At 64.1% G+C, this 20,390-nt stretch carries 24 protein-coding genes; 17 read left to right on the top strand and 7 right to left on the bottom strand.

The annotated features are described in order from the left end of the window. Positions 1-94: 94 nt before the first annotated feature. Together KUF59_RS16640 and KUF59_RS16635 are read left to right on the top strand one after the other, a co-directional pair. Entirely contained in the window at positions 95-2,875 is a 2,781-nt protein-coding gene (locus KUF59_RS16640) for a PAS domain S-box protein (RefSeq protein ID WP_212458271.1), read from the top strand. A 142-nt stretch (positions 2,876-3,017) separates the two neighbouring features. Then, the gene (locus KUF59_RS16635; RefSeq protein ID WP_212458270.1) at positions 3,018-4,013 is read left to right on the top strand and encodes a P1 family peptidase; all 996 of its coding nucleotides are present in this window, start codon (positions 3,018-3,020) and stop codon (positions 4,011-4,013) included. 129 nt (positions 4,014-4,142) lie between these two features. Here the strand turns inward: KUF59_RS16635 and KUF59_RS16630 are convergent, their stop codons facing one another. Further along, on the bottom strand, positions 4,143-4,922 hold the full coding sequence (locus KUF59_RS16630) for an EF-hand domain-containing protein (RefSeq protein ID WP_212458269.1): 780 nt from the start codon (positions 4,920-4,922) through the stop codon (positions 4,143-4,145). 253 nt (positions 4,923-5,175) lie between these two features. On the opposite strand from KUF59_RS16630, the gene rpe reads away from it, so the two are divergent. Genes rpe through KUF59_RS16605 form a run of 5 tightly spaced genes read left to right on the top strand, consistent with a single transcriptional unit; the run spans position 5,176 to position 7,183 of the window. Then, positions 5,176-5,877 (top strand): ribulose-phosphate 3-epimerase, encoded by a 702-nt coding sequence (rpe, locus tag KUF59_RS16625; protein ID WP_212458268.1) that lies wholly within the window; start codon positions 5,176-5,178, stop codon positions 5,875-5,877. A 44-nt stretch (positions 5,878-5,921) separates the two neighbouring features. After that, the gene (locus KUF59_RS16620; protein WP_212458267.1) at positions 5,922-6,491 is read left to right on the top strand and encodes a hypothetical protein; all 570 of its coding nucleotides are present in this window, start codon (positions 5,922-5,924) and stop codon (positions 6,489-6,491) included. Between the two features lie 54 nt (positions 6,492-6,545). After that, positions 6,546-6,791, top strand: a complete 246-nt coding sequence (locus KUF59_RS16615; protein ID WP_212458596.1) for a hypothetical protein — start codon at positions 6,546-6,548, stop codon at positions 6,789-6,791. Positions 6,792-6,796: 5 nt separating this feature from the next. Continuing rightward, the gene (locus tag KUF59_RS16610) at positions 6,797-6,973 is read left to right on the top strand and encodes a hypothetical protein (RefSeq protein WP_212458266.1); all 177 of its coding nucleotides are present in this window, start codon (positions 6,797-6,799) and stop codon (positions 6,971-6,973) included. Between the two features lie 21 nt (positions 6,974-6,994). Then, on the top strand, positions 6,995-7,183 hold the full coding sequence (locus KUF59_RS16605; protein ID WP_212458265.1) for a hypothetical protein: 189 nt from the start codon (positions 6,995-6,997) through the stop codon (positions 7,181-7,183). A gap of 9 nt (positions 7,184-7,192) precedes the next feature. On the opposite strand, the gene KUF59_RS16600 is transcribed toward KUF59_RS16605, so the two are convergent. Then, positions 7,193-8,620, bottom strand: a complete 1,428-nt coding sequence (locus KUF59_RS16600; RefSeq protein WP_212458264.1) for a bifunctional serine/threonine-protein kinase/universal stress protein — start codon at positions 8,618-8,620, stop codon at positions 7,193-7,195. 5 nt (positions 8,621-8,625) lie between these two features. Then, complete coding sequence (locus KUF59_RS16595; RefSeq protein WP_212458263.1) at positions 8,626-9,366, bottom strand: metallophosphoesterase family protein; 741 nt, start codon at positions 9,364-9,366, stop codon at positions 8,626-8,628. A 205-nt stretch (positions 9,367-9,571) separates the two neighbouring features. Here KUF59_RS16595 and KUF59_RS16590 point away from each other — a divergent pair, with 205 nt between their 5' ends. The 6 genes from KUF59_RS16590 to KUF59_RS16565 all read left to right on the top strand — a co-directional run bounded on the left by KUF59_RS16590 (position 9,572) and on the right by KUF59_RS16565 (position 13,245). Continuing rightward, positions 9,572-9,784, top strand: coding sequence for a helix-turn-helix domain-containing protein (locus KUF59_RS16590; RefSeq protein ID WP_212458262.1), 213 nt, complete (start codon positions 9,572-9,574; stop codon positions 9,782-9,784). 1,221 nt (positions 9,785-11,005) lie between these two features. After that, on the top strand, positions 11,006-11,275 hold the full coding sequence (locus tag KUF59_RS16585; RefSeq protein ID WP_212458261.1) for a hypothetical protein: 270 nt from the start codon (positions 11,006-11,008) through the stop codon (positions 11,273-11,275). 142 nt (positions 11,276-11,417) lie between these two features. Continuing rightward, complete coding sequence (locus KUF59_RS16580) at positions 11,418-11,585, top strand: hypothetical protein (protein ID WP_249140296.1); 168 nt, start codon at positions 11,418-11,420, stop codon at positions 11,583-11,585. Between the two features lie 483 nt (positions 11,586-12,068). Then, positions 12,069-12,341 (top strand): DUF1488 family protein, encoded by a 273-nt coding sequence (locus KUF59_RS16575; protein WP_212458259.1) that lies wholly within the window; start codon positions 12,069-12,071, stop codon positions 12,339-12,341. Between the two features lie 91 nt (positions 12,342-12,432). Beyond that, complete coding sequence (locus KUF59_RS16570) at positions 12,433-12,753, top strand: hypothetical protein (protein ID WP_212458258.1); 321 nt, start codon at positions 12,433-12,435, stop codon at positions 12,751-12,753. A gap of 147 nt (positions 12,754-12,900) precedes the next feature. Further along, on the top strand, positions 12,901-13,245 hold the full coding sequence (locus tag KUF59_RS16565; RefSeq protein ID WP_212458257.1) for a sensor histidine kinase: 345 nt from the start codon (positions 12,901-12,903) through the stop codon (positions 13,243-13,245). A 146-nt stretch (positions 13,246-13,391) separates the two neighbouring features. On the opposite strand, the gene KUF59_RS16560 is transcribed toward KUF59_RS16565, so the two are convergent. From KUF59_RS16560 to KUF59_RS16550, 3 genes are read right to left on the bottom strand one after another with little or no spacing between them, the layout of a single operon-like run. Beyond that, the gene (locus tag KUF59_RS16560; protein ID WP_212458256.1) at positions 13,392-13,997 is read right to left on the bottom strand and encodes a hypothetical protein; all 606 of its coding nucleotides are present in this window, start codon (positions 13,995-13,997) and stop codon (positions 13,392-13,394) included. After that, positions 13,990-14,661 (bottom strand): hypothetical protein, encoded by a 672-nt coding sequence (locus tag KUF59_RS16555; RefSeq protein ID WP_212458255.1) that lies wholly within the window; start codon positions 14,659-14,661, stop codon positions 13,990-13,992. Before KUF59_RS16555 ends, KUF59_RS16560 begins: the two co-directional genes overlap by 8 nt. Beyond that, positions 14,658-15,467, bottom strand: a complete 810-nt coding sequence (locus KUF59_RS16550) for a MotA/TolQ/ExbB proton channel family protein (protein ID WP_212458254.1) — start codon at positions 15,465-15,467, stop codon at positions 14,658-14,660. Before KUF59_RS16550 ends, KUF59_RS16555 begins: the two co-directional genes overlap by 4 nt. Positions 15,468-15,654: 187 nt before the next feature. Between KUF59_RS16550 and KUF59_RS16545 the strand changes: the two genes are divergently transcribed. From KUF59_RS16545 to KUF59_RS16530, 4 genes are all read left to right on the top strand, one after another. Then, complete coding sequence (locus KUF59_RS16545) at positions 15,655-17,025, top strand: sensor histidine kinase (protein ID WP_212458253.1); 1,371 nt, start codon at positions 15,655-15,657, stop codon at positions 17,023-17,025. A 13-nt stretch (positions 17,026-17,038) separates the two neighbouring features. Continuing rightward, on the top strand, positions 17,039-17,692 hold the full coding sequence (locus KUF59_RS16540) for a response regulator (RefSeq protein WP_212458252.1): 654 nt from the start codon (positions 17,039-17,041) through the stop codon (positions 17,690-17,692). Positions 17,693-17,926: 234 nt separating this feature from the next. Further along, positions 17,927-19,120, top strand: coding sequence for a calcium-binding protein (locus KUF59_RS16535; protein WP_212458251.1), 1,194 nt, complete (start codon positions 17,927-17,929; stop codon positions 19,118-19,120). A gap of 201 nt (positions 19,121-19,321) precedes the next feature. Continuing rightward, complete coding sequence (locus KUF59_RS16530) at positions 19,322-19,627, top strand: hypothetical protein (RefSeq protein WP_212458250.1); 306 nt, start codon at positions 19,322-19,324, stop codon at positions 19,625-19,627. A gap of 95 nt (positions 19,628-19,722) precedes the next feature. Here the strand turns inward: KUF59_RS16530 and KUF59_RS16525 are convergent, their stop codons facing one another. Beyond that, positions 19,723-20,313 (bottom strand): TetR/AcrR family transcriptional regulator, encoded by a 591-nt coding sequence (locus KUF59_RS16525; protein ID WP_258769692.1) that lies wholly within the window; start codon positions 20,311-20,313, stop codon positions 19,723-19,725. Positions 20,314-20,390: the final 77 nt, after the last annotated feature.

Below are 20,390 nucleotides of genomic sequence, written 5' to 3'. Positions count from 1 at the left end.
ACGCCGCGCGCCCAGAACGGGCTACCGTGGGAACGAGGGTCAGAGAGATTGAACCCAAAGGGGGAGTGCCAATGCCGGTCTGCAAGAGGTAATCGTGCACGCTGGGAGCGACCGAAGCACGTTCCTTTCCACCTTGCCGGCCTCGCAGCGCGACCGCAGTGCGGCATTGGCCGTGGTCGGCGTGTCCTCGCTGCTGTTTGCGCTGGCCGTGCCGTTCGCCGGCGTCCCGCTGGTGCCGGTGCCCGCCTTCGTCGCGAGCTACCAGTCGGCGCTTGCGGTCAGCGACACCGTCACCGCGGTGCTCCTGCTCGCGCAATTCGCAGTGCTGCGGAGCCGGGCGCTGCTCGCGCTGGCGACGGGCTTCCTGTTCACCGCGGCGGCCGCCATCGTCCACGCCCTCTCCTTCCCCGGATTGTTCGCGCCAGGCGGGCTGCTCGGCGCCGGCCCGCAAACCACCGTCTGGCTCTACATGATCTGGCACGGCGGCTTTCCGCTGTTCGTGCTGACCTATGCCTGGCTGAAGGACGCCGACGGCGGTCCCAAGGTCTGGAAGCCGGCACGCGACGCAATCCTTGCCAGCGTGCTTGGCGTCATCGCGTTGACGATCCTGTATGCCTGGATCGTCACCGCCCATCACGACCTGTTGCCGGTGCTGCTGCACGACGGCCACTACACACCGACCATGATCGGCGTCGTCTCCTTCGTCTGGTCCTTGAGCTTTGCCGCGCTGATCTCGCTCTGGTTCCGCAAGCCCTACTCCGTGATCGACGTCTGGCTGATGGTCGTGATGTGCGCGTGGTTGTTCGACATCGCGCTGTCGGCGGTCGTCAACGTCGCCCGCTTCGATCTCGGCTTCTACGCGGGACGCATCTACGGCCTGCTCGCCGCGAACTTCGTCCTCGCCGTGCTTCTCGTCGAGAATGTCGGCCTCCAGGCGCGGATGGCCGGCCTGGTCGGCATGCTGCAGAAGCGGGCGGAGTCGGATCGCGACTACTACAGCGAACGCGAGCGGCTGTTCACGGCCGTCGTGCAATCCTCCAACGATGCCATCATCACCAAGGCGCTCGACGGCACGATCACGGCTTGGAACCGCGCCGCGGAACGCCTGTTCGGCTACGCCGCCGGCGAGGCCGTGGGCAGGCACATCGATCTGATCGTGCCACCGGAGCGGCGCGAGGAGGTCGGCGAGATCCTGGCACGCATCCGCAATGGCGTGAGCGTCGAGCTGCAGGAGACCGTCCGCCGCCACAAGGACGGCCGCGAGCTCAACGTCCTCCTGAGCATCTCGCCGCTGCACTCCGCCAATGGCGAGATCATCGGCGGCACCAAGATCGCCCGCGATATCACCGAGCGGAAGCGCGCGCAGAGCGCGTTGCAGAGCGAGATCGAGGAACGCCAGCGCATCTTCGAGACATCTCAGGACCTGATCCTGGTCACCGACGGCTTCGGTACGTTCATCCAGGTCAGTCCGAGCGTGACCAATATCCTCGGCTTCAGCCCGGACGACATGATCGGCCACAGCGCGATCGACTTCATCCATCCGGACGATCTCGAAGCCACGCGCGAGGAGATGCGCGCGGCGCGCCGGGGCCTGGTGAAACGCAGCTTCGAGGCGCGCTACTATCACAGGGACGGCCACGAGGTGACGCTCAACTGGATGGGCACCTGGTCGGCACCGGTGAAACGTCACTTCTTCATCGGGCGCGACCTCACCGAGAAACAAGCAGCGGAAGCCCAGTTCCGTCAGATCCAGAAGATGGATGCCATCGGACAGTTGACCGGCGGCGTTGCCCACGATTTCAACAACGTGCTCACGGTCATCACCGGCACGATCGGAATCCTGGCCGATGCGGTCGCCGACCGTCCCGATCTCGTCGCCATCACCCGGCTGATCGACGATGCTGCCGATCGCGGCGCGAATCTCACAAAACACCTGCTCGCCTTCGCCCGCAAGCAGCCGCTGCGGCCGCGCGAGGTCGAGGTCAATGCGCTGGTGGTGGAAGCCGCAAAGCTCCTGCACCCGACGCTCGGCGAGCAGATCCAGATCACCCCGCAACTGACGGACGACGTCTGGCCTGCGCTCGTCGACCCGAACCAGCTCACGACCGCGATCCTCAATCTCGCGCTCAACGCGCGCGATGCCATGCCCGATGGCGGCAAGCTGGTGCTCGAGACCCGCAACGTCTTTCTCGACGACGGCTATGCCGCCATGAACGCCGAGGTCACGGTCGGCAATTACGTGATGATCGCGGTCAGCGACACCGGCACCGGCATTCCTCCCGAGCTGGTGGAGCGCGTGTTCGACCCGTTCTTCACCACCAAGGAGGTCGGCAAGGGCACAGGGCTTGGCCTCTCCATGGTGTTCGGCTTCGTCAAGCAATCCGGCGGCCATATCAAGATCTACAGCGAGGAAGGCCACGGCACGAGCGTCAAGATCTACCTGCCGCGCTCCACCGGCGTGCACGAGACCGACTACGAGCAGATGCAGGCCGTTCCCGTCGAAGGCGGCGACGAGAAGATCCTGATCGTCGAAGACGACGCACTGGTCCGCCAATATGTGGTGACCCAGATCAAGAGTCTCGGCTACACCGCGCTCGAGGCCGGCAACGCTGCCGAAGCACTGGCGATCATCGACAGCGATAACGGCATCCACCTGCTCTTCACCGACGTCATCATGCCGGGCACCATGAACGGCCGCCAGCTCGCCGACGAGGCGGCGCGGCGCCGGCCGGCGCTGAAGACGCTGTTCACGTCGGGCTATACCGAGAATGCCATCGTCCATCACGGACGGCTGGATTCCGGCGTGCTGCTGCTCGCAAAGCCCTACCGCAAGTCCGAGCTCGCACGCATGATCCGCGTCGCGCTGATGAGTTGAGTGCAGCCTTTTTGTTTGAGCATAATCTTTTCGCAAACGCGTTCCGCGTTTGTCGCGCGGGAAAAAGCACTGCACATCTTGCCGGATCATGATCTAAGCTATCGCTGAGACCAGTTGCCGATAGCCTCACGGACCCGCGCATTTGAAAAACCTGCTCACCGATATCGCCGGCGTCCGCGTCGGCCACGCCGACGATGCCTCCCTCGCCTCGGGCGCCACCGCAATCGTGTTCGACGAGCCGGCGGTGGCGGCGATCGACGTGCGCGGCGGTGGGCCGGGCACGCGCGAGGACGCGCTGCTCGACCTCGCCAACACGGTCGAACGCGTCGATGGAATCGCACTCTCCGGCGGCTCGGCTTTCGGGCTCGAGACCGGCGGCGGCATCACGGCCTGGCTCGCCGAGCAAGGCCGCGGTTTCCGGGTCCGCGAGGCGCTGATCCCGATCGTGCCGGGCGCGATCCTGTTCGATCTCCTCAATGGCGGGAACAAGGCGTGGGGCCGCTTCGCGCCCTATCGCGATCTCGGCTATGCCGCGGCAAGCACCGCCGGGACGGATTTTGCGCTCGGCAGTGTCGGCGCCGGCCTGGGTGCCACCACCGCGACGTTCAAGGGCGGGCTCGGCTCGGCCTCGGCGGTGACCGCCGATGGCGTCAAGGTCGCGGCGATCGTCGCCGTCAATGCAGTCGGCAGCGCCACCGTTGGCGAGGGTCCGTGGTTCTGGGCGGCGCCGTTCGAGGTGAACGGCGAGTTCGGCGGCCGCGGCCTTCCCGATGCATTCACGGACGACATGCTCAAAATGCGCATCAAGGGCGGGCCTGCCGCCAGCGCACGCGAAAACACGACGATCGGGCTTGTCGTGACGGATGCGGTGCTGACCAAACCCCAGGCGAAGCGGTTGGCGATGATCGCGCACACCGGCTTTGCCCGCGCGATCTATCCGGTGCACGCGCCGAACGACGGCGACGTGCTGTTTGCCGCCGCCACAGGCGCGAAACCGATCGAGCCGCTGGTCGGCCTCACCGAGCTCGGCACCATCGCCGCCAACGTGGTCGCACGCGCCATTGCCCGCGGCGTCTACAGCGCAACCGCGCTGCCGTTCGCGGGCGCGCAGCCGGCGTGGCAGGATCGGTTCGGTTAACCAGCCACGACTGTCATCGCCCGGCGAAGACCGGGCGATCCAGTATTCCAGAGACGGTCGTGGGATATGGAAAGGCCGCGGCGTGCTGGATGCCCCGCCTGCGCGGGGCATGACAGTGGAGTTCGCCGCTTACACGCTCATCGACAGCGAAGATGCTGCTGACGTCGACGATCCCGTCTGTCCCTGCTGCATCATCTGCTCGAACCAGTTGTAGGGCGAGTTACCTGCGCCCGATGCGCTGGGGGCGCCCGGCACCGTCGACGTCACCTTGAAGCCGTCGGCATATTTGACGGTCGTGGTGGTCGAGCCGTCGCTGTTCACGACGGTGGTCCGGGTCGAGCCGCCGCTCGATTGCGAGGAGTTGGAGCTGTCGCCGCCATCGCCGGAACCGCTCGCGCCCTGGGCGTGGTGGTGACCGTGACCGCTCTTCAGCGCCTTCGACATCTCCTCGAGGCTGACGCTGCCGTTGCCGTCGGTGTCGAGCTTGTCGAAGACCTTGTCGGCATTCGCCAGATTGGTGCCGCCGGCACCGAGCGCGTCCTCGAATTCCGTCTTGTCGATCTTGCCGTCGCCGTTCGCGTCGATCTGCGAGAACAGATCCTTTAGCGCAGCTTCACGGGTCGTCGGTGTCGACGACGTCGAAGTCGACGTGGATGTCGATGTCGCGCTGGTCGACGACTGGCTTTGCGCCGCGATCAGCGCGCTCATCGTCTCCGGTGAGATCGGCGCGCAATTGCCTGAACTTGCCGAGGAGGCGGACGAGCCCGTCGTGCCCTTGGAGCTGTCGATCGAGAACGGATTGTTCGCGCCTTGCGAAAGGCCCGTCTGCTGGGTCGAGGACGTCTTCGACGACGTCAGCGTTTGCAACGCGTCGAGCGCGGACGAAACTGCACCAAGGGCGAACAACATTGTAAGGAGACTCCAACCCACGCCGCGCGAGGGCGCGGCCAATGCCTGACAACAGGCAGCAAGCCCCGTGCCAATGCAAAAACCTCAATGAATTCCGGCGTTGCTGCGCCTCGGAGGCGTCGCGGCCCCGGGCAATTCATGCCGGCTGCGGCAGAATTTTCCGCCCACAGGGAACGTCGCCGGCTGCATTGCGGGCGCCCGTCCCCCATGTTAGGCGGGGCCCGGCCGCAACGGCCCTTTGGGAAACAGCGCCATGACCCAGCCCTTCACGCCCCGCCCCCTGGTGATCGCTCCGTCGATCCTGGCGTCCGACTTTTCCAGGCTTGGCGAGGAGGTTCGCGCCGTCGACGCCGCCGGCGCCGACTGGATGCATCTCGACGTCATGGACGGCCATTTCGTGCCGAACATCTCGTACGGCCCCGACGTCATCAAGGCGATGCGCCCGCACAGCAAGAAGATCTTCGACGCGCATCTGATGATCGCGCCATGCGACCCCTATCTCGAAGCTTTTGCCAAGGCGGGATGCGACCACATCACCGTGCATGCCGAGGCCGGCCCGCATCTGCACCGCTCGCTGCAGGCGATCCGCGCGCTCGGCAAGAAGGCGGGCGTCTCGCTCAATCCGGGCACGCCGCTCTCTGCGATCGAATATGTCATCGATCTCCTCGACCTCGTGCTTGTTATGTCGGTCAATCCCGGTTTTGGCGGACAGGCCTTCATCCCTTCCGCGCTGGCAAAAATCCGCGACCTCCGCGCCATGACGGCGGGCCGCCCGATCGACATCGAGGTCGACGGCGGAGTTGGACCTGATGTTGCTGGTGCGCTCGCAGCCGCGGGCGCGAACGCGTTCGTTGCCGGCACCGCGGTGTTCAAGGGCGGCACCGAGGCCGCCTACAAGACCAACATCGCCGCGATCCGCAACGCGGCGGCGAGTGCGCGCGGCGAAGCCATCTGAGCTTGCCTTCCGAACCATTTCCGCGGCCGCCCCGACCAACGGCCATGGATGAACTCCGCGCCACCCCGTTTTCCACCGGCCTCCGCCGCCTGCTCGCCGATACCCTGGAGGACGGCGAGCGGGTGATCTGGCAGGGTCAGCCCGACGGCGTCGCGCACATGATGATGTGGCGCTTCCTGTGGTGGGTCGGAGGTCTGTGGCTGCTCGCGACCATCATCGCCCTTGCCAACGGCTGGATCGGCGTATCGGCAAGGCCCCTGCTGATGGTCGGGGCAGCGATGCTCGCGGCACCGTTCGTGCTGCTGCTGCACGACCTCCAGACGCTGTTCGCAATCACCAATCGCCGCGCGCTGATCCTGCGCACGGCCTGGGGCAGGCGCACCTTTCGCGCGACCTCGTTCCCGGCGATGGACAGGGAATTCGAGATCCTCGACATCGGCCGCGGCGCCGGCCACCTCAACTTTGCTTCCGGCGTTTCGACCCGCTCGCCCGACACCGATTACACCGGCCGCTACGGCTTTCGCTGCGTTCGCGATCCCGTGCGCATCCGCGACATTCTGGAGCGCGCCCGCGCGCGGAAGGCTCCGGCACGAGCGCGCGGCAAAGCGAGCTGAGCCACGCGCAGCAGCGGACCCATCTGCGGGCGTTTAGGGGTGCTGCAGCGGGCAATGAATCAAATTGCAACCAAAATCCGTACTCATCCGGACTTCCCTGATTCGCGCAAATCACTGCACATGAGCCCATCCCTGCTGGGACGGGAGCACATCATGACGACGACCCTGGTTTGGACTGGCGTGGCGTTGTGGCTTGGGTTCAATGCAGCGATTGCGGCTCGCTGCTTCTACGTAGCGCGACCGGTCAAGGTTGCCTCTCGCTCCGCCCGCATCATCCATCTCAACCGGCATCGGGCGTAACGCCGATGCAGATCGCCATCGCGAAGCGTCGGCCGAAACGCCGGTGCCGCATCCCGCGGCGCCCGCATCCGGACCTCGACTTCTTCTTCGGCCGCCTGGAACACGCCGATCGCGAACCGGGCGACGATCTGAGCCCCGAACTTGTAGAGAGAGATGCGTTCCCGTCGCCGTGCCGGCCTTGATACTTTTTTTGGAATGAACGCATGAAACCGCATTGCCCAAACTGCCTGACGGAAATGTCGAAGGCAGCCTCCTCCCGTAACCTGTTCAATTGCGAACCCTGCCGCGAGATTATCCAGTTCTTCGGCAGCGCCGATCACGGCGATGCCGGTCCGCACTTCTCGTGGCCGATCCGCCGCAAGAGTGCCGGCCACACCGCCTGCGTGGTCTGAGGCTGGCGCTTAGCCCTCGGCTGCCTCTCCTGCCTCCCCGGCAAGGCGCTGAGGCCGCACCACGGTGACGGTGCAGGAGGCTTCTGAGGCCACCTTCGACGAGACGCTACCGAGCAGTGTGCGCCTGAACGAGTTTTGGCGCGCCCCGATGATGACGTGGTCGACGTGATTGACCTCGCAGAATTCCAAAATCGCCGCCGCGGGATCCACCGCCTGCAGCACATGCGCCGATAGCCTGTTATCGCCGAGCTTGAGGGGCGTCGCCCAGTGCCGGAGCGCCACCAGCCGGTCGACATGCTTGTTGGAGCCCTCCTCGTCCAGCGTCTGGTCGATCGCGATCCGGTTCAGCTTCAGCACGTTGAGACAGCAAAGCCGCGCCGACGGCAACGTGGTCAAAATCCGCTCGGTGGTGACGCGCAGCGCCTCGTTCAGCTCGGGTGCGCCCTCGGCGGTGTCGAGCGCGACCGCCACGATCGGGCTCGATGCGATCTGCGCGGCGACGTCAGAGGCCGGGCGCGCCGGTTTCACGGTCGGATTGAAGCGCCGCCGCCACGCCGTCGAGAGGGGATCGCGCTTGAGCCGCTCGGAGCGCGCCGTGAGCTTGACCTGGTCGGGATGCGTGAGGTCGAAGGCCAGCTGCGAGGCGGTCGGATAGCGCCAGACCGGCTCGATCTCCAGACACCGCAGCACGATCTCCTGCAGCCAGGGCGGATAGTCCGCGCGCAGCGCGCGCGGCGGATAGGGATCGCGCCACAGCCGCCGCCGCATCGCGCCCAGCGTCTCGCCCTCGCCGAAGGGACGCTCGCCCGTCGTGAAGAAGTAGAGCAGCACACCCAGCGAGAACAGGTCGCTGCGCGGATCGTCGCGCACGCCCAGAAGCCGCTCTGGCGCCATATAGGGCGCGGTGCCGTACGGCAGGCGAAACTCCTCCTGGAGGAGATCCGGCAAATGGTTGTGATGCGACAGCCCATAGTCGATCAGCACGGCTTCGCCGCTGTCGCGGAACATGATGCTGCTCGGCTTGATGTCGTGATGAATCACGTTCTGTCGGTGCAGATCGGCAAGCGCAGTCGCGATCCGGGCAACGAGGCCGCGCGCCTCGTCATAAGGCAGCGGCAGGTCGGGCAGCCGCTTGTAGAGCGTGGTCCCGGAGATGCGCTCGATCACGACATAGGCCTGCTTCGCGAAGTCGCCGGTGCCGAAGCAGGTCGGCACATGCGGCCCCGCCAGCCGCGGCAGGATCATCATCTCCATCTCGAAGGAGACGATCGCCGCCGGGTCCTCGCCCTCGGAAACCCGCGGGATCTTCATCAGCAGCGGCACGTCGATGCCGGGATGGGTGACCGTCCACAGCGTCGCCATGCCGCCGGCATGGACGCATTCGCCGATCGCGTAGCCGTCGATTTCGGCGCCGGCCTTGACCAGGGATTTTGGCATCGCTCTCAGCGCCCCTGCGACAGCCGGTCGGCGAGCCAATGCGGCAGGCCGTTGTCCCGGATGCGGCTCGCGGCCGTCTCGATGTCATAGGGCACGCGGCAATAGGTGATCTCGCAGCTGTCGGTGTCGAACAGCGCGAAGGACGCGGCGGGATTGCCGTCGCGCGGCTGGCCGACCGAGCCGAGCACCGCCAGCCATTGCCGGCCGCGCAAGAGCTGCACCGGCACGTCGGTCTTCGGCACAAAACTCGTCATCTTCGCCGTCGCCGACATCGAATAGAGCGCGGGACGGTGGATGTGGCCGCAGAAAGTAACGTGGGCCGGCGTTGCGATCATGCAGCGCGCGGCATCAGGTGTGGCGCGGACATAGTGCCAGCGTGCAGGCTGGGATGCTTCCGAATGCACGTAGAGGCGATCCTGGTCCTCGACCGTCAGCGGCAGTTCGGCGAGGAAGCGCCGCTGCGGCGCGCCAAGCCGGCCGCGCGTCCATTCGATCGCCATCTGCGCCTCGGCGTTCATGGTCTCGGCGGTGGAGTTCACGGCCTGGTCGTGGTTGCCGCGCACCGCGACGGCGCCCTGCCTGACCAGCTCCATCGCGGTGTCCACCACCCATTCCGGATCGGCGCCATAGCCAACGAAGTCACCAAGCAGCACGATGCGCTCGGCGCCGCGCGCCCGCGCCACCTTCAGGCATGCGTCGAAGGCCTGCCGGTTGGCATGGATATCGGCAAAAACGGCCAGTCGCACGCGTCCTCCACCCTCAAAGCCTAGTCCTCAGCGGATTAAACCAATTTGAGTAAGGTCAACAAGATGCGACAGCGCGGGCTGCTTTTCCAGTGGGCCTAGCGCGTGATGAGACCAGGGCGCGGACTTATTAGCGCGTAGCCAAATGCGGCGGACCGGTCCGGAGTGACGGCCATGATGATGGCACGCACCCCCGCCGACATCGGCATTGCTGCCGCGCCGGATCGAGGACAGACGCCTGTTCTCAACGCCGCATGCGCTGACCGAATGGCGCGAGCGGTTCGGCTATTCGCAGCGGCAAGCTGCCGACGCGATCGATTGCTCGCGCGGCGCATGGGCCGGTTATGAGAAGGGCGACCAGCCGATCGCGAAATGCATCCCGCTCGCGGTCGCGGCGGTCTCGCTCGGAGTCGGCCGATGACGTTTGATGACCCGGCGGCGCACACGCGGCCCGGGCTCATTTACGCCATCGCGCGCGACGGTCACGCCACGCTACTGACGGCCGCGCGAATCGCAAAACTTCTTTCTCTCAAATCGTCGGATAAACCGCTCGGCCCGCGTAATCTTCAATGCCGATCCCTGACGGACGGAGGCTACTTTCCTCGTTGAGACGCTCAAACTTTCAAATTAGGACGGAACGATTCATCGTCGGGGGCCTTGTTCCTCAGCAATCGGCGACACGATCCCCCCTGATACGATCCCCGAGAGCTAAAGCCCCGACCGGTCGACATTTTGCCCAATGCCCGGCGGAAGGTTTGAAGCGGCCTCAGATGTTCTCGCACTGAGGCCGTTTCGTTGGGCGCTCGCGAAGAGGAACGACGAACAGACAACGCAACGCCACCAAGCGTTGAAACGTTCGCTGGTGGCGCTGGGCCTCTATCCCGAGAGGGACTAACAAAATCCCGGGTTGGTCTGGATAGCTGCGCGAAGGTTCAATCGCGGGGGATTCTGGACACTGGAAGCTGCCGGCGGCCTTTTGCGCTTTACGTTGGAGCGCACAGTCCTGGCGAAGTCAGCCACTTATTGACCTCAACGGCAGCATCTATTTGGCTTGCCTTCCGCAAAAGCTCGTCGCGACGGATGCTAAGGGGCATGCCTTTAGCTTGTTTGCGCAAGTTGATTGCCTCTTGCGCTAAACGGAATTCAAATGTCGATGATTGTTCGGGGCGTTGTCGAACCAGCATGGTAGTGCTCCCTTGGGGTTGGGCGGGAGCGCAAACCGGCGTTCTCAGTCACCGATGAAAGCCACGGTCCGGGCGGTGATGGGAGCAGCAGACTCCCTTTCTGTTCGGGAGTCGAGTCAAATCGAATTTGGACAACCATCAACTTCGATCCGGGATACGATCCACTCGGCCAGGCTGAAAATGCCGCAACTGAACGTTCCTGCGCTTGCGACGCAAGCGCGTTCGGCCTCAGTCGCCGGTCGAGGCAGCGGGAAATGTGTGATGGCTGAGCCTACGCTAATGTTCCAAGGAATAGCGAGCCCTTAGTGCCTCCCTCCGGCCGTGGCAACAGCACACGGAAGCGAGAAGGCGCCTTTCATTCGCCGCCGGGCAAGAAAGCGATGGCTATTTCGGCGGAGGGGGCGCATGCTGCTCTGCGGGCATTGCCGGCGCCGGCGTTTTGCGAAGGGCAGGCGCGCATGACCATCCGTTCCCGACGTGAAGTCGTCACCTTCAACCATCCCTTCCGAATCAGGGGTATCGATCGCCAGTTGCCGGCCGGCGCCTACGAGGTCGTCACCGACGAGGAGATGATCGAGAGCCTTTCGTTCGCGGCGTTCCGCCGCGTTGCTACCATGATCAAGGTACCGGTGGAGGGCTCGCGCGGGTTGGCAATGGAGGTGGTCTCGATCGGCCCGGCCGATTTGTCGGACGCGCAGCGCATCGACGCAGGCCAATCCGATGGTTGACTAGCCACTCGACTCGACAGCCATTGCGGAAAACTGCAGCGGCTCGTTTCAGCCATTTGACTTCGAGGAACCACCTTGCGCAGCTTGAGTTGACCCGGGTCGGTAGCCGGTTTCAGTTATGAAGGACCTCACGAAGGAAACAATGGATTTCGCCGCCGCGCGGCACCGCGCGAATGGCTTCAACTTCCGCGCCTACACTCCGCATAAGATCGCCCGCGAGCTGATACGCTGGGATCAGGTATTCAAAGACGCCGATTACACGGAACTCGTTGCGGCTGTGACGCTTTGGCAAAGTAGCTCGCGCGACTAGGCAAAAGCGATGAAAGTGGAGCACAAGCTCGCCACCTTTTGGACGGAGCGCAGTCCACGTGACGGTCGCGCTTTGCGAAAGTATTGCACCAGCTGCGACCGGTCGGACACTCAGCCGTTAGCCATCTCTACAGAGCCGATTGGCTGTTTGGTCGAGGCGATGGCGCGAGTAGCGCAACAATCTCTCAGTCGCGGATAACAGCCAGGGGGACGCGCGATGATATCGGACATTTGGTGAAGCTCGACCGAAAAGGTAGGCCCGGTCGCAAGTTATTTGTCGCGAGCCGATTGTAATTCGACTCCAGAGTAGTCACTTACTGCTATTCCTCGCTGCGCGAAGGTTTGGCCTCCTCAAATCTCGTCAGCGATGTTGGTGAGCGATTCGTCATTGTCAGTGTGCACGTCAGAGTGACCATGGCGGCCGGGTCCCTAATGCACATCGTGCAGAGCACGCGGCTTGCTAAACTTGATCGGACCCACCCATATGATCCAATTTCCAAATCATAGTCGGTCATATGACGGAACGCGGCGTGCCGTGCATTTTTGGGGCTACGATAGCGCGATTGAGGCATCATTTTTCATAGAGGAAGACGCTTTGAGGCGACTTCAACCGGATGCACGCCCCGACGAATCAGGCTTCCTGAACGCGTTTGATTCCAATCGTGATGTGATATGTGCCGCCGCCGCAAAGATGTACGTCCGCGGCAGCAGGGGCTCCTATGACCTGGTCGCCGCTAATTTTTCGAAAGTCTCCTGAATGGAGCCTTGCCGTGACGTCTGAGCGGCATTTGGCAAGCGATATTCCATAGGGAAGGATCGATCCAAAGTCGATCCAGCGAGGTGAGACAATGGGCAAATTCAAGGTAAGGATCGCACGCATCGAGATGATTTCGCCGAATGAACGAGGCGAGGACATTCGTTTGACGTTTCATTTCGAAGGCCATCAGACCAGTTTTGCCTTGCCAATCTTCCTGAACTCTCGTGAATTCGATGACACCGAAATCGTCAAGGTCGCTCGAAGCAAGTTGCATGAGGTTTTCCAGCAGCTTTGCAGTCAGTGCGAGAATTGGCAGTTATCGGACGGCGAGCGTCGCGAACTCGCAAGAATCAATGTGCGGCCAGCAACGCTGGTTCCACAAAGCCACCTGCCATCGTTGAATTCGAAATGAGCTGTTGTTTCTCACGGCGACCTTCGTCACGAGCCGCCCCGCTTAGGGCCGATGCGATGGTGGGCGATGGCACGGACGAGTGCTGAAACCAGATCGAGACTTGTCCATGCAGTGCAGGGGCGCGTGCGGATTGACGGAACACCTGTAATGCTGGAGCCGAATACGGCTCAGACGATTGCAATCTCCTTTCATGAACTTGCCACCAACGCGGCAAAATACGGATCGCTATCGACAGCGGATGGTCGCGTTGAAATCGCTTGGTCGCTTACGGCGGACGGACGGCTCAGTTTGCGCTGGATTGAAACGGGCGGGCCGAACGTCGCGCCGCCCATGCACCGCGGGTTCGGCACGCGCGTTATGGAAAACACGATTGCAGGCCAACTCAAGGGTGAGGTGCGTTTTGATTGGCGCGATCAGGGACTCACCTGCGGAATCGCCCTGCCGGCACGTACGGCCCGCTCGCTGGGGCGCTTACTCCAAGACGCCGGGTGAGGTTTACGGTCTCACCTTGGTACAGCCCCCTCACCCGATTTGCTCTCGACGATGCTGCGCATCGCGAGGAGCAAGTCGACCTCTTTCCGCTGGGGAGAGGTGAACCGAACCCGCGGACGCCGAATTCAACCAAACACGACCCTGACCTATTGCTCGTCCTTGGGCGGCATGCGGGGCGGCGGCAGGGGCGTGAACACGGCGCCGAGCTGGGTGTCGGTGGGCATCTTGAACTCGCCGGTCGAGGAATCCCCGCCCGTGGTCTCCAGGATGATCTTTGGGGTCACATATTCCCGGACCATGTCGATGATGCTGCCGTCGCCGCCGCCGAAATCGGCCGCGCGCCCGCCCTGCGGACGCCCGGCCTTGATCTCGTTCTCGGCGGTGTGGGTCTTGTCGGCGAGCGCGTCGCTGTAGGGCATGCGGTAGGCCCTGGGAATCGCGCTCGGCCGGTTATCCTCGTCGAGCTCCTCGACCCACAAATAGATCGCGCCGGGCTCGCCCTGAAGCGTATGCGGTTCGACGATCCGCGCATGCAGGAGCTTGAAGGAAGGTGGCAGCCGTGCCGTGGTGGCCCAGCCCAACAGCCCGCGCATCTCCATGAAGCTGATGACGTAGAACGCGCTGGTCACCACGACGGCAACAGCCTTCAGCGACCAGTGCAGCCGCGCATAGACTAGGACGAGCAGCAGCAGCGCGCCGATGATCGCATAGGCGACGGAAATCCCAAGGATGACATATTGCAGCTCACTCACGGCGCACCCTCACCCCCGTCTTCGGGTCGAGATCGCCGCCGTTGCGCCAGCTGCTGCGAAAAGTCTCCAGCAGCGATTTCGGCCGCTGGTCGACATTGACGACCTTGCCTTCGGTATCGAGCCGGAACCGCACCGCGGTCTTCTCATCCCCGGTGTGGTCGAGCGTGAACTTGTTGTCGAAGATCACCTGCGCGACCGGATTGAGCTTCTGCACCTTCACATTCGCGATGACGGGCTCACCCGTCGTGGCCGCGAAATGCGAGACGTTGACGGTGTATTCGCCGGCGAGAATGCCGCGCACGGTGACGATCTCCTCGCGGATGGGCGAGGCGATCTTCTTGCCGTTGACAATGATGAAGTCGTTGGCGCCGCCGCGATCGTCGCGGTCGAGCGTCAGGAAGCCGGCCTCGCGGTGCCGATACCAGGCGATGTTGCCGGCGGGATCCTGCACGAACAGGTCGAGATCGTCTGGATGATTGTCCGGCCAGTCCATGGTGATCATGAACTCGGCCTTGGAGTCGATCTTGCCGTCCTTGGCGTCCGGCGAGACCGCGAGCAGCGCGAGAAAGAACAGGAAGGCGATCACCTGGAGCGCCTTGAACAGCATCACGCCCAGGGGATCGAACGGCTCCTCGCGCGGATAGAGACCGAAATCGTCCATCATGGCGACGTTTCCAGACCCTTGCCCAGACCCTTGCCCGCACCCTTGTCAGCGCCTTTGCGTTCGAGAGCCGGCGTCACATAGGTCTCGGTCATCATCACGGCGTCGGAGAACACCCGCTGGGTTGCGGCATCCAGCATGTAATACTGGATGCGGACCAGGATCGAGCCGACGAGGCCCGCGAGCGTGGTGTACATCGCGACCGCCATGCCGTCGCTCATCAGCCCCATCGAGGTCTTCATCGCGGCCTTGTCGGCAGCATCAAGCGTCGCGATCGGCGCCAGCATGATGATGAAGCCGATGATGGTTCCGAGCAGGCCGAGCTTCATCAGCGTATCCGAGACGAAGGCGCCAAAGCCGTTGGAACCGCGCAGGCGATCCGCTAGCGTCCTGAGCAGAAGCGTCTGGTCGACCGCGCGATAGTCCTGCGCCGCCGCTTTCGTCGCGAGACTTGCGATGTGATCCCTGACCAGCCCTGGCGGCAGCGACGTTGCGCCGGCGTCCAGCGCTTTGGCGCCGTCGACTGAGGCCAGCACCGCGCGGCAGCGCCGTGCTGCCGCTCCCTCCCGCGCGATGGCGCGGGTGCGCCAGAAGCAATGGCCGCAGGTGACGATATAGAGGACCGCGATCAGGCTCGAAATGTAGGTCCTGTCGGAGGCCACCATCAGGCGGATCAAGCCGAAGCGCCAGAGCAGCACCACGGCGAAGACCGACAGGCCCGTAAAGATCATCCACAGCAGCAGCGCGCTTCGCTCGGAGGCATCATCTCCGGCGGGCAGCGCCATCCGTCCAATGGTCACAGTGCTCATGCTGCGTCGGCTCCCGCCCATCAAAATGCCCTGCCCCAATTAGAGCAAAGCTGCACGCTTCGGTCCAAAGAGTCATGCCCAAAGTGCGTCGGGAAATTTGCCCGAAGATGCGCCTGCCGTTCCCTTCCGATTGGCAATGCATGGCGCCGTTGTTACTCTCGGCGGTCACATTTTTGGGGTGATCGCCATGCGCCTCGTGCTTCAGCTTGTCGGCCGACTGCTCGTCATCGTCGCGCTTTGCCTCGGGGCCGCCACGGTCTGGGCCACCGTGGACGCCCATCGCAGCGTCGATCGCGCCACCTCCGCCTCCGCCCAGCGGGTGGCAAAGGCCCTCGAAGCCCTCTATTGGCGAGAGCTTTTGTTGCGCAGCAACAGAGAGCGCGAACATCTGCTGCCGGTTCCCGACTGGCGCACGCTCGAGACCATGAAGCTGATCTCGCCGGGCGTCTGCGTGCAGTTCGCGCCCGCGACCGCCTTCGAGAAGCCGCTCTGCGGCCAGAGCCAGGGCATCGGCCAGGCCGCCCCGCGCTGGTTTGCGGCTATCGTGCCGTCCTTCCTCGGCAGCCATGCCGAGGTGGTCCGTCCCGTGAGCGACCGGGCTGCCGCGGCCGGCACCGTCATCGCGACGCCCGATCCGGCCGCTGCGATCTCGCTCGCCTGGGAATACACCCTCAATGTGCTCGACGTCGCGCTCTTGATGTCGGTGGCGATTGCGCTGCTCGCCTCGCTCGCGATCGCGCATACGCTTGCGCCGGCGCGCTCGATCGTCACCGCCTTGCAGCGCATGGCGCGCGGCCAGTACCGCACGCCGCTGCCGCGCTTCCGCTCCATGGAGCTCGCGATGATCGGCCAGGCCGTCGGCGAGCTCGGCGACCGGCTCGAGGAAGCGACCGCCCAGCGCGCGGCGCTGACGCGGCGCCTGCTCGAGATCCGCGAGGACGAGCGGCGGGCGCTCGCCCGCGAGCTGCACGACGAGTTCGGCCAAAACCTCTCGGCCATCCTCGCCTTCGCCAACACCATCGAGACGGCCAGCGCAAAGGACAAGAACGGACACGCGATCACGCAGGACGCGCGCATGATCTCGCAGGCCACCCATCACATCATGGCATGCCTGCGCGGGACGTTGAACCGTCTGCGCCACCCACTGCCTGAGGAACTCGGCCTGGAGGCGAGCCTGGTGAATCTGGTCGATAGCTGGCGCTCGCAGAGCGCGACGCAGCCGGTGATCCAGCTCGATCTCAGGGGCGATCTCGCCGGTGTGCGCGGCGTCGCGGCCACCACCGCCTATCGCGTCGCGCAGGAATGCCTGACAAATGCGCTGCGCCACAGCGCGGCGCGCGAGATCGTCTTGCGCATCGAGCGCCGGTCGGGCGACGAGAATGCGCTGCTGATCCGCGTCGAGGACGACGGCGGCGGCGATGCCGAGCGGGTCGCGCGCTCGGCCGGCCATGGCCTGACCGGCATCCGCGAACGGGTTACCGCAGCGGGCGGCTCGCTGTTGATTGCGCCCGCCAACCGCGGTCTGAGCGTCGCGGCCAAAATCCCGCTCGCCGCGTGAGGCCGGCGCCGACATGAACGAGCTCGACGCAAAAGGCATCTCGGTGCTGCTGGTCGACGATCACCCGATCGTTCGCCAAGGCTATCGCCGCGTGCTGGAAAGCCAGGGCGATCTGCATGTGGTGGCGGAAGCCGACAACGCGGCCGACGCCTATGCCGCCTTCAAGGCGCACGATCCGGACGTCGTGGTGATGGATATCTCGATGCCCGGCGCCAGCGGGCTGGAAGCGATCAGGAACATCCGCGCGCGCAATCCCCGCGCCCGCGTCCTGGTGTTCACCATGCACAACGAGGCAGTGCTGGTGAAATCCGCGTTCAATGCGGGGGCCAACGGCTTCGTCACCAAGAGCAGCGAACCCTCCGCCGTCGTCAGGGCGGTCCGCAGCGTCGCGCGCGGCGAGCGTGCGATGAGCGACGACATCGCCCATGTGCTGGCCGAGGCAAGCCTGTCACCGACGGGATCGGTGCTCGATCAACTGGGCGAGCGGGAAATCGAGATCTTGCGCCAGTTCGCGGCCGGCGCAACGACGGAGCAGATCGCCTCATACCTCAATCTCAGTGTGAAGACGGTGCAGAACTATCACTACCTGATCAAGACCAAGACCGGCGCGCGCACGGACGCGCAGCTCGTGCGGCTCGCGGCGACGTGTGGGCTGACGAAGCTTTAGCGCCAGACGAAAAGTTTCTCTCCGCGCACAGCCCTGTTCCCGTTACAGCTTCGACGGCGAATGAATGCGCCGCATCGCCGCGCTGTTCCCTCGTCGCAATCAAACCAAGCCCGCAGCAAACCTCCGCCATCAACCCCGAGTAGATTCGAAGTCAAGCGCGGCCAACAGCGCGTCTTGCAAAGACTCCGCTGCATTTCAGGCCTCGCGACTGAAATGAAATCGGAGTGAAGTGACATGCACAAGCTGCCAAACGACACGATCACGGTCACCCTGCCGGACTTCGGCCAATCCAAGACGGTGCTCGGAGATCCGGGTTTCGCAACCGACGACTGGGGCGGAAACGATGCGCTCACGGCAACCATCTCGGACCTCAACTCGCATGTAACGCTCGTCGGCGAAGACCTGGTGGCCATGCATGGCGATTCTCACGGAGGGAACGATACTCTCGTGGTGAACATAAATGGCGGCTGGGATGGCGCCGTCCTCGTCGGAGATGCCCAATCCATGTCCGACAATGCCAAGGGCGGCAACGACACGCTCTCTGCCGATGGTCACAACACACTCTTCACCGACATTTCTCTCTACGGCGACGCCCAAGGCGACATGTCGGGTTCTGCGAAGGGCGGCAACGACAGCCTTACGGCGTCGACCGGGTGGAGATCGTTCGGCGCGCTGAGCGGCGATGCCGGCGGTTCCATGACTGACCACGCACATGGCGGGAACGACACGCTCAGCGCGACAGACTATGGACTGGAGGGTGGCGAGAGCCTCAGCGGTGACGCTCATGATTCCATGACCGGCAACGCGGTTGGCGGCAATGACACTCTCACCTTTACCGCGACCGCCGACGTTCAAGTCGGAGGAGGAAGCCTGTCGGGAGATGCGGGAATTTCCATGACCGACAATGCCAAAGGCGGCGACGACATCCTCACGGCCATCGTCAATGGCGAGCCGGCGGCCGCACACGCCAGCTTGACGGGGGACGCCCCAACCATGTCGGGCAATGCTCACGGCGGGAACGACATTCTCATGGGAGCATCGACCCCCGATCTCCTGTGGGGCGATGCGCGGAGCTACGCTCCGTCAGCCCCGGGCTCGATCACCGGAGGCACCGATACTCTCAACGGTGGCGGCGGCAACGATCTCCTGTGGGGCGGTCCGAACAACGACACGTTTGTCTTCAATACCGGGTCCGGCCAGGACATCATCAACGACTTCAATCAAGGCAATATGGCCGTCGGCAGCACGGCGCCGGAACACGACCTGATCAACCTGCATGACTACGGTTTTGCGGACTGGGCTGCCGTCTCCAGCGTCATCAGCGACAATAGCGCCGGCGATGCCGTGATCCACCTGACTGCCAACGATACGATCACATTGGACGGCGTGCACACGGCGGCCCTTCATCAGACGGACTTCATCATCTGACGGCTCACAAACACGCAGGATGATGGGGTAGCCCCCTTCATCCTGCCCATCGCCGCAGGAACAAGCTGGAGCGGCGCGTGAAAGTCGCGCGGCTTGCGTTCGGGATCGATAGGAGCGCAGTTCGTACCCTTGTGCCGCGCTGTGCGGAATGGAACCGACCCCGTCGCGCTGCGGTTAGTAGCGGAGTGAAGGAGTCATGCCATGAGTAAGGCCAATCACAAGGCAGTCCCGCATCCCCCGATCATTACGGTAGGCGAGCTCATCGACGAACTTTGCCGCTTGCCGGACACGGCCATCGTCCACTTCCGCTGCCCCATGCTCGATCAGGAGCTGACATTCTATCGCCTTCGACGGCGCTCAAAGGACGCCGTCGAAATCGCAGTCAATGCATATCCGGAAAGCCCGCCGGTTGTGCCGTCGGACGGCCGCGCATTTCACGTACGCAAACACGCGGCTCCCTCGCCGTCGCTTCGCGAAAGCGCGGTCCTTCAGAAGGCAAGGGGGTGAGTCGCCGCTACGTGCTTTGAAATGAGCGTGGGTCTAGCTCTTTGTTTGAGCATGATCTTTTCGGAAAACCGCTACGCACTTTTCCGGATCCTGCATTAGGCCGCCTTCAACCCGCGCAACACCAGCGCGAGCGTCGCATCGACGCGGGCGGGCAGATCGGCGTCCTTCCACTCGTCGGCATGGGCCGGGTGGTGGAAACGGACGGTCGCATCGAATATCGCGCGTGCGCTGGCCTTGACGTCGTCCACGGCGAATACGCCCTGCTTCACGCCGTCGGTCAGGATAGACGCGATCTGATCGATCATCGTGTCCTTGTGACATTTGACGGCCGCACAGGCCTCGCGCGCCAGCGTCAGATAGGTCTGGAACATCTCGGGGTCATCGAGCACGCGTGAACGCTTGGCGGCGAACAGCGTGCGCAGCCAGGCGTCCAGCCGGGCCGACGCCGGACCGGTGCTGTCTTCGGCGATCTTGCGCAAGGGCGCGTCGATGCGGTCGAGCCAGCGTTTGGCGACCGCCTCGCGCAGCGAAGCCTTGCTCGGACAATGACGATAGACGCTGCCGTGGCTCACATCGAGCGCACGCGCAACGTCCACCACTGTGGCTTTGGCAAGTCCATAGCGCCGCAGCACGTCCTCGGTCACTTCGAGGATGCGCTCGGGGGTCAGAACCACGGCTTCATTCATGCCAGCACCATGTTCCCTTGAGGGGCCAATCTTCCGGCGAAAGGGCTGCTTCCGAAGCGCCCATGCCGGTCGTTCGG

It is taken from the genome of Bradyrhizobium arachidis (genome assembly GCF_024758505.1).
Lineage (GTDB): Bacteria > Pseudomonadota > Alphaproteobacteria > Rhizobiales > Xanthobacteraceae > Bradyrhizobium > Bradyrhizobium manausense_C.
The sequence above is the reverse complement of the archived record's forward strand: the minus strand, read 5'-3'. Positions and strand labels throughout refer to the sequence as shown.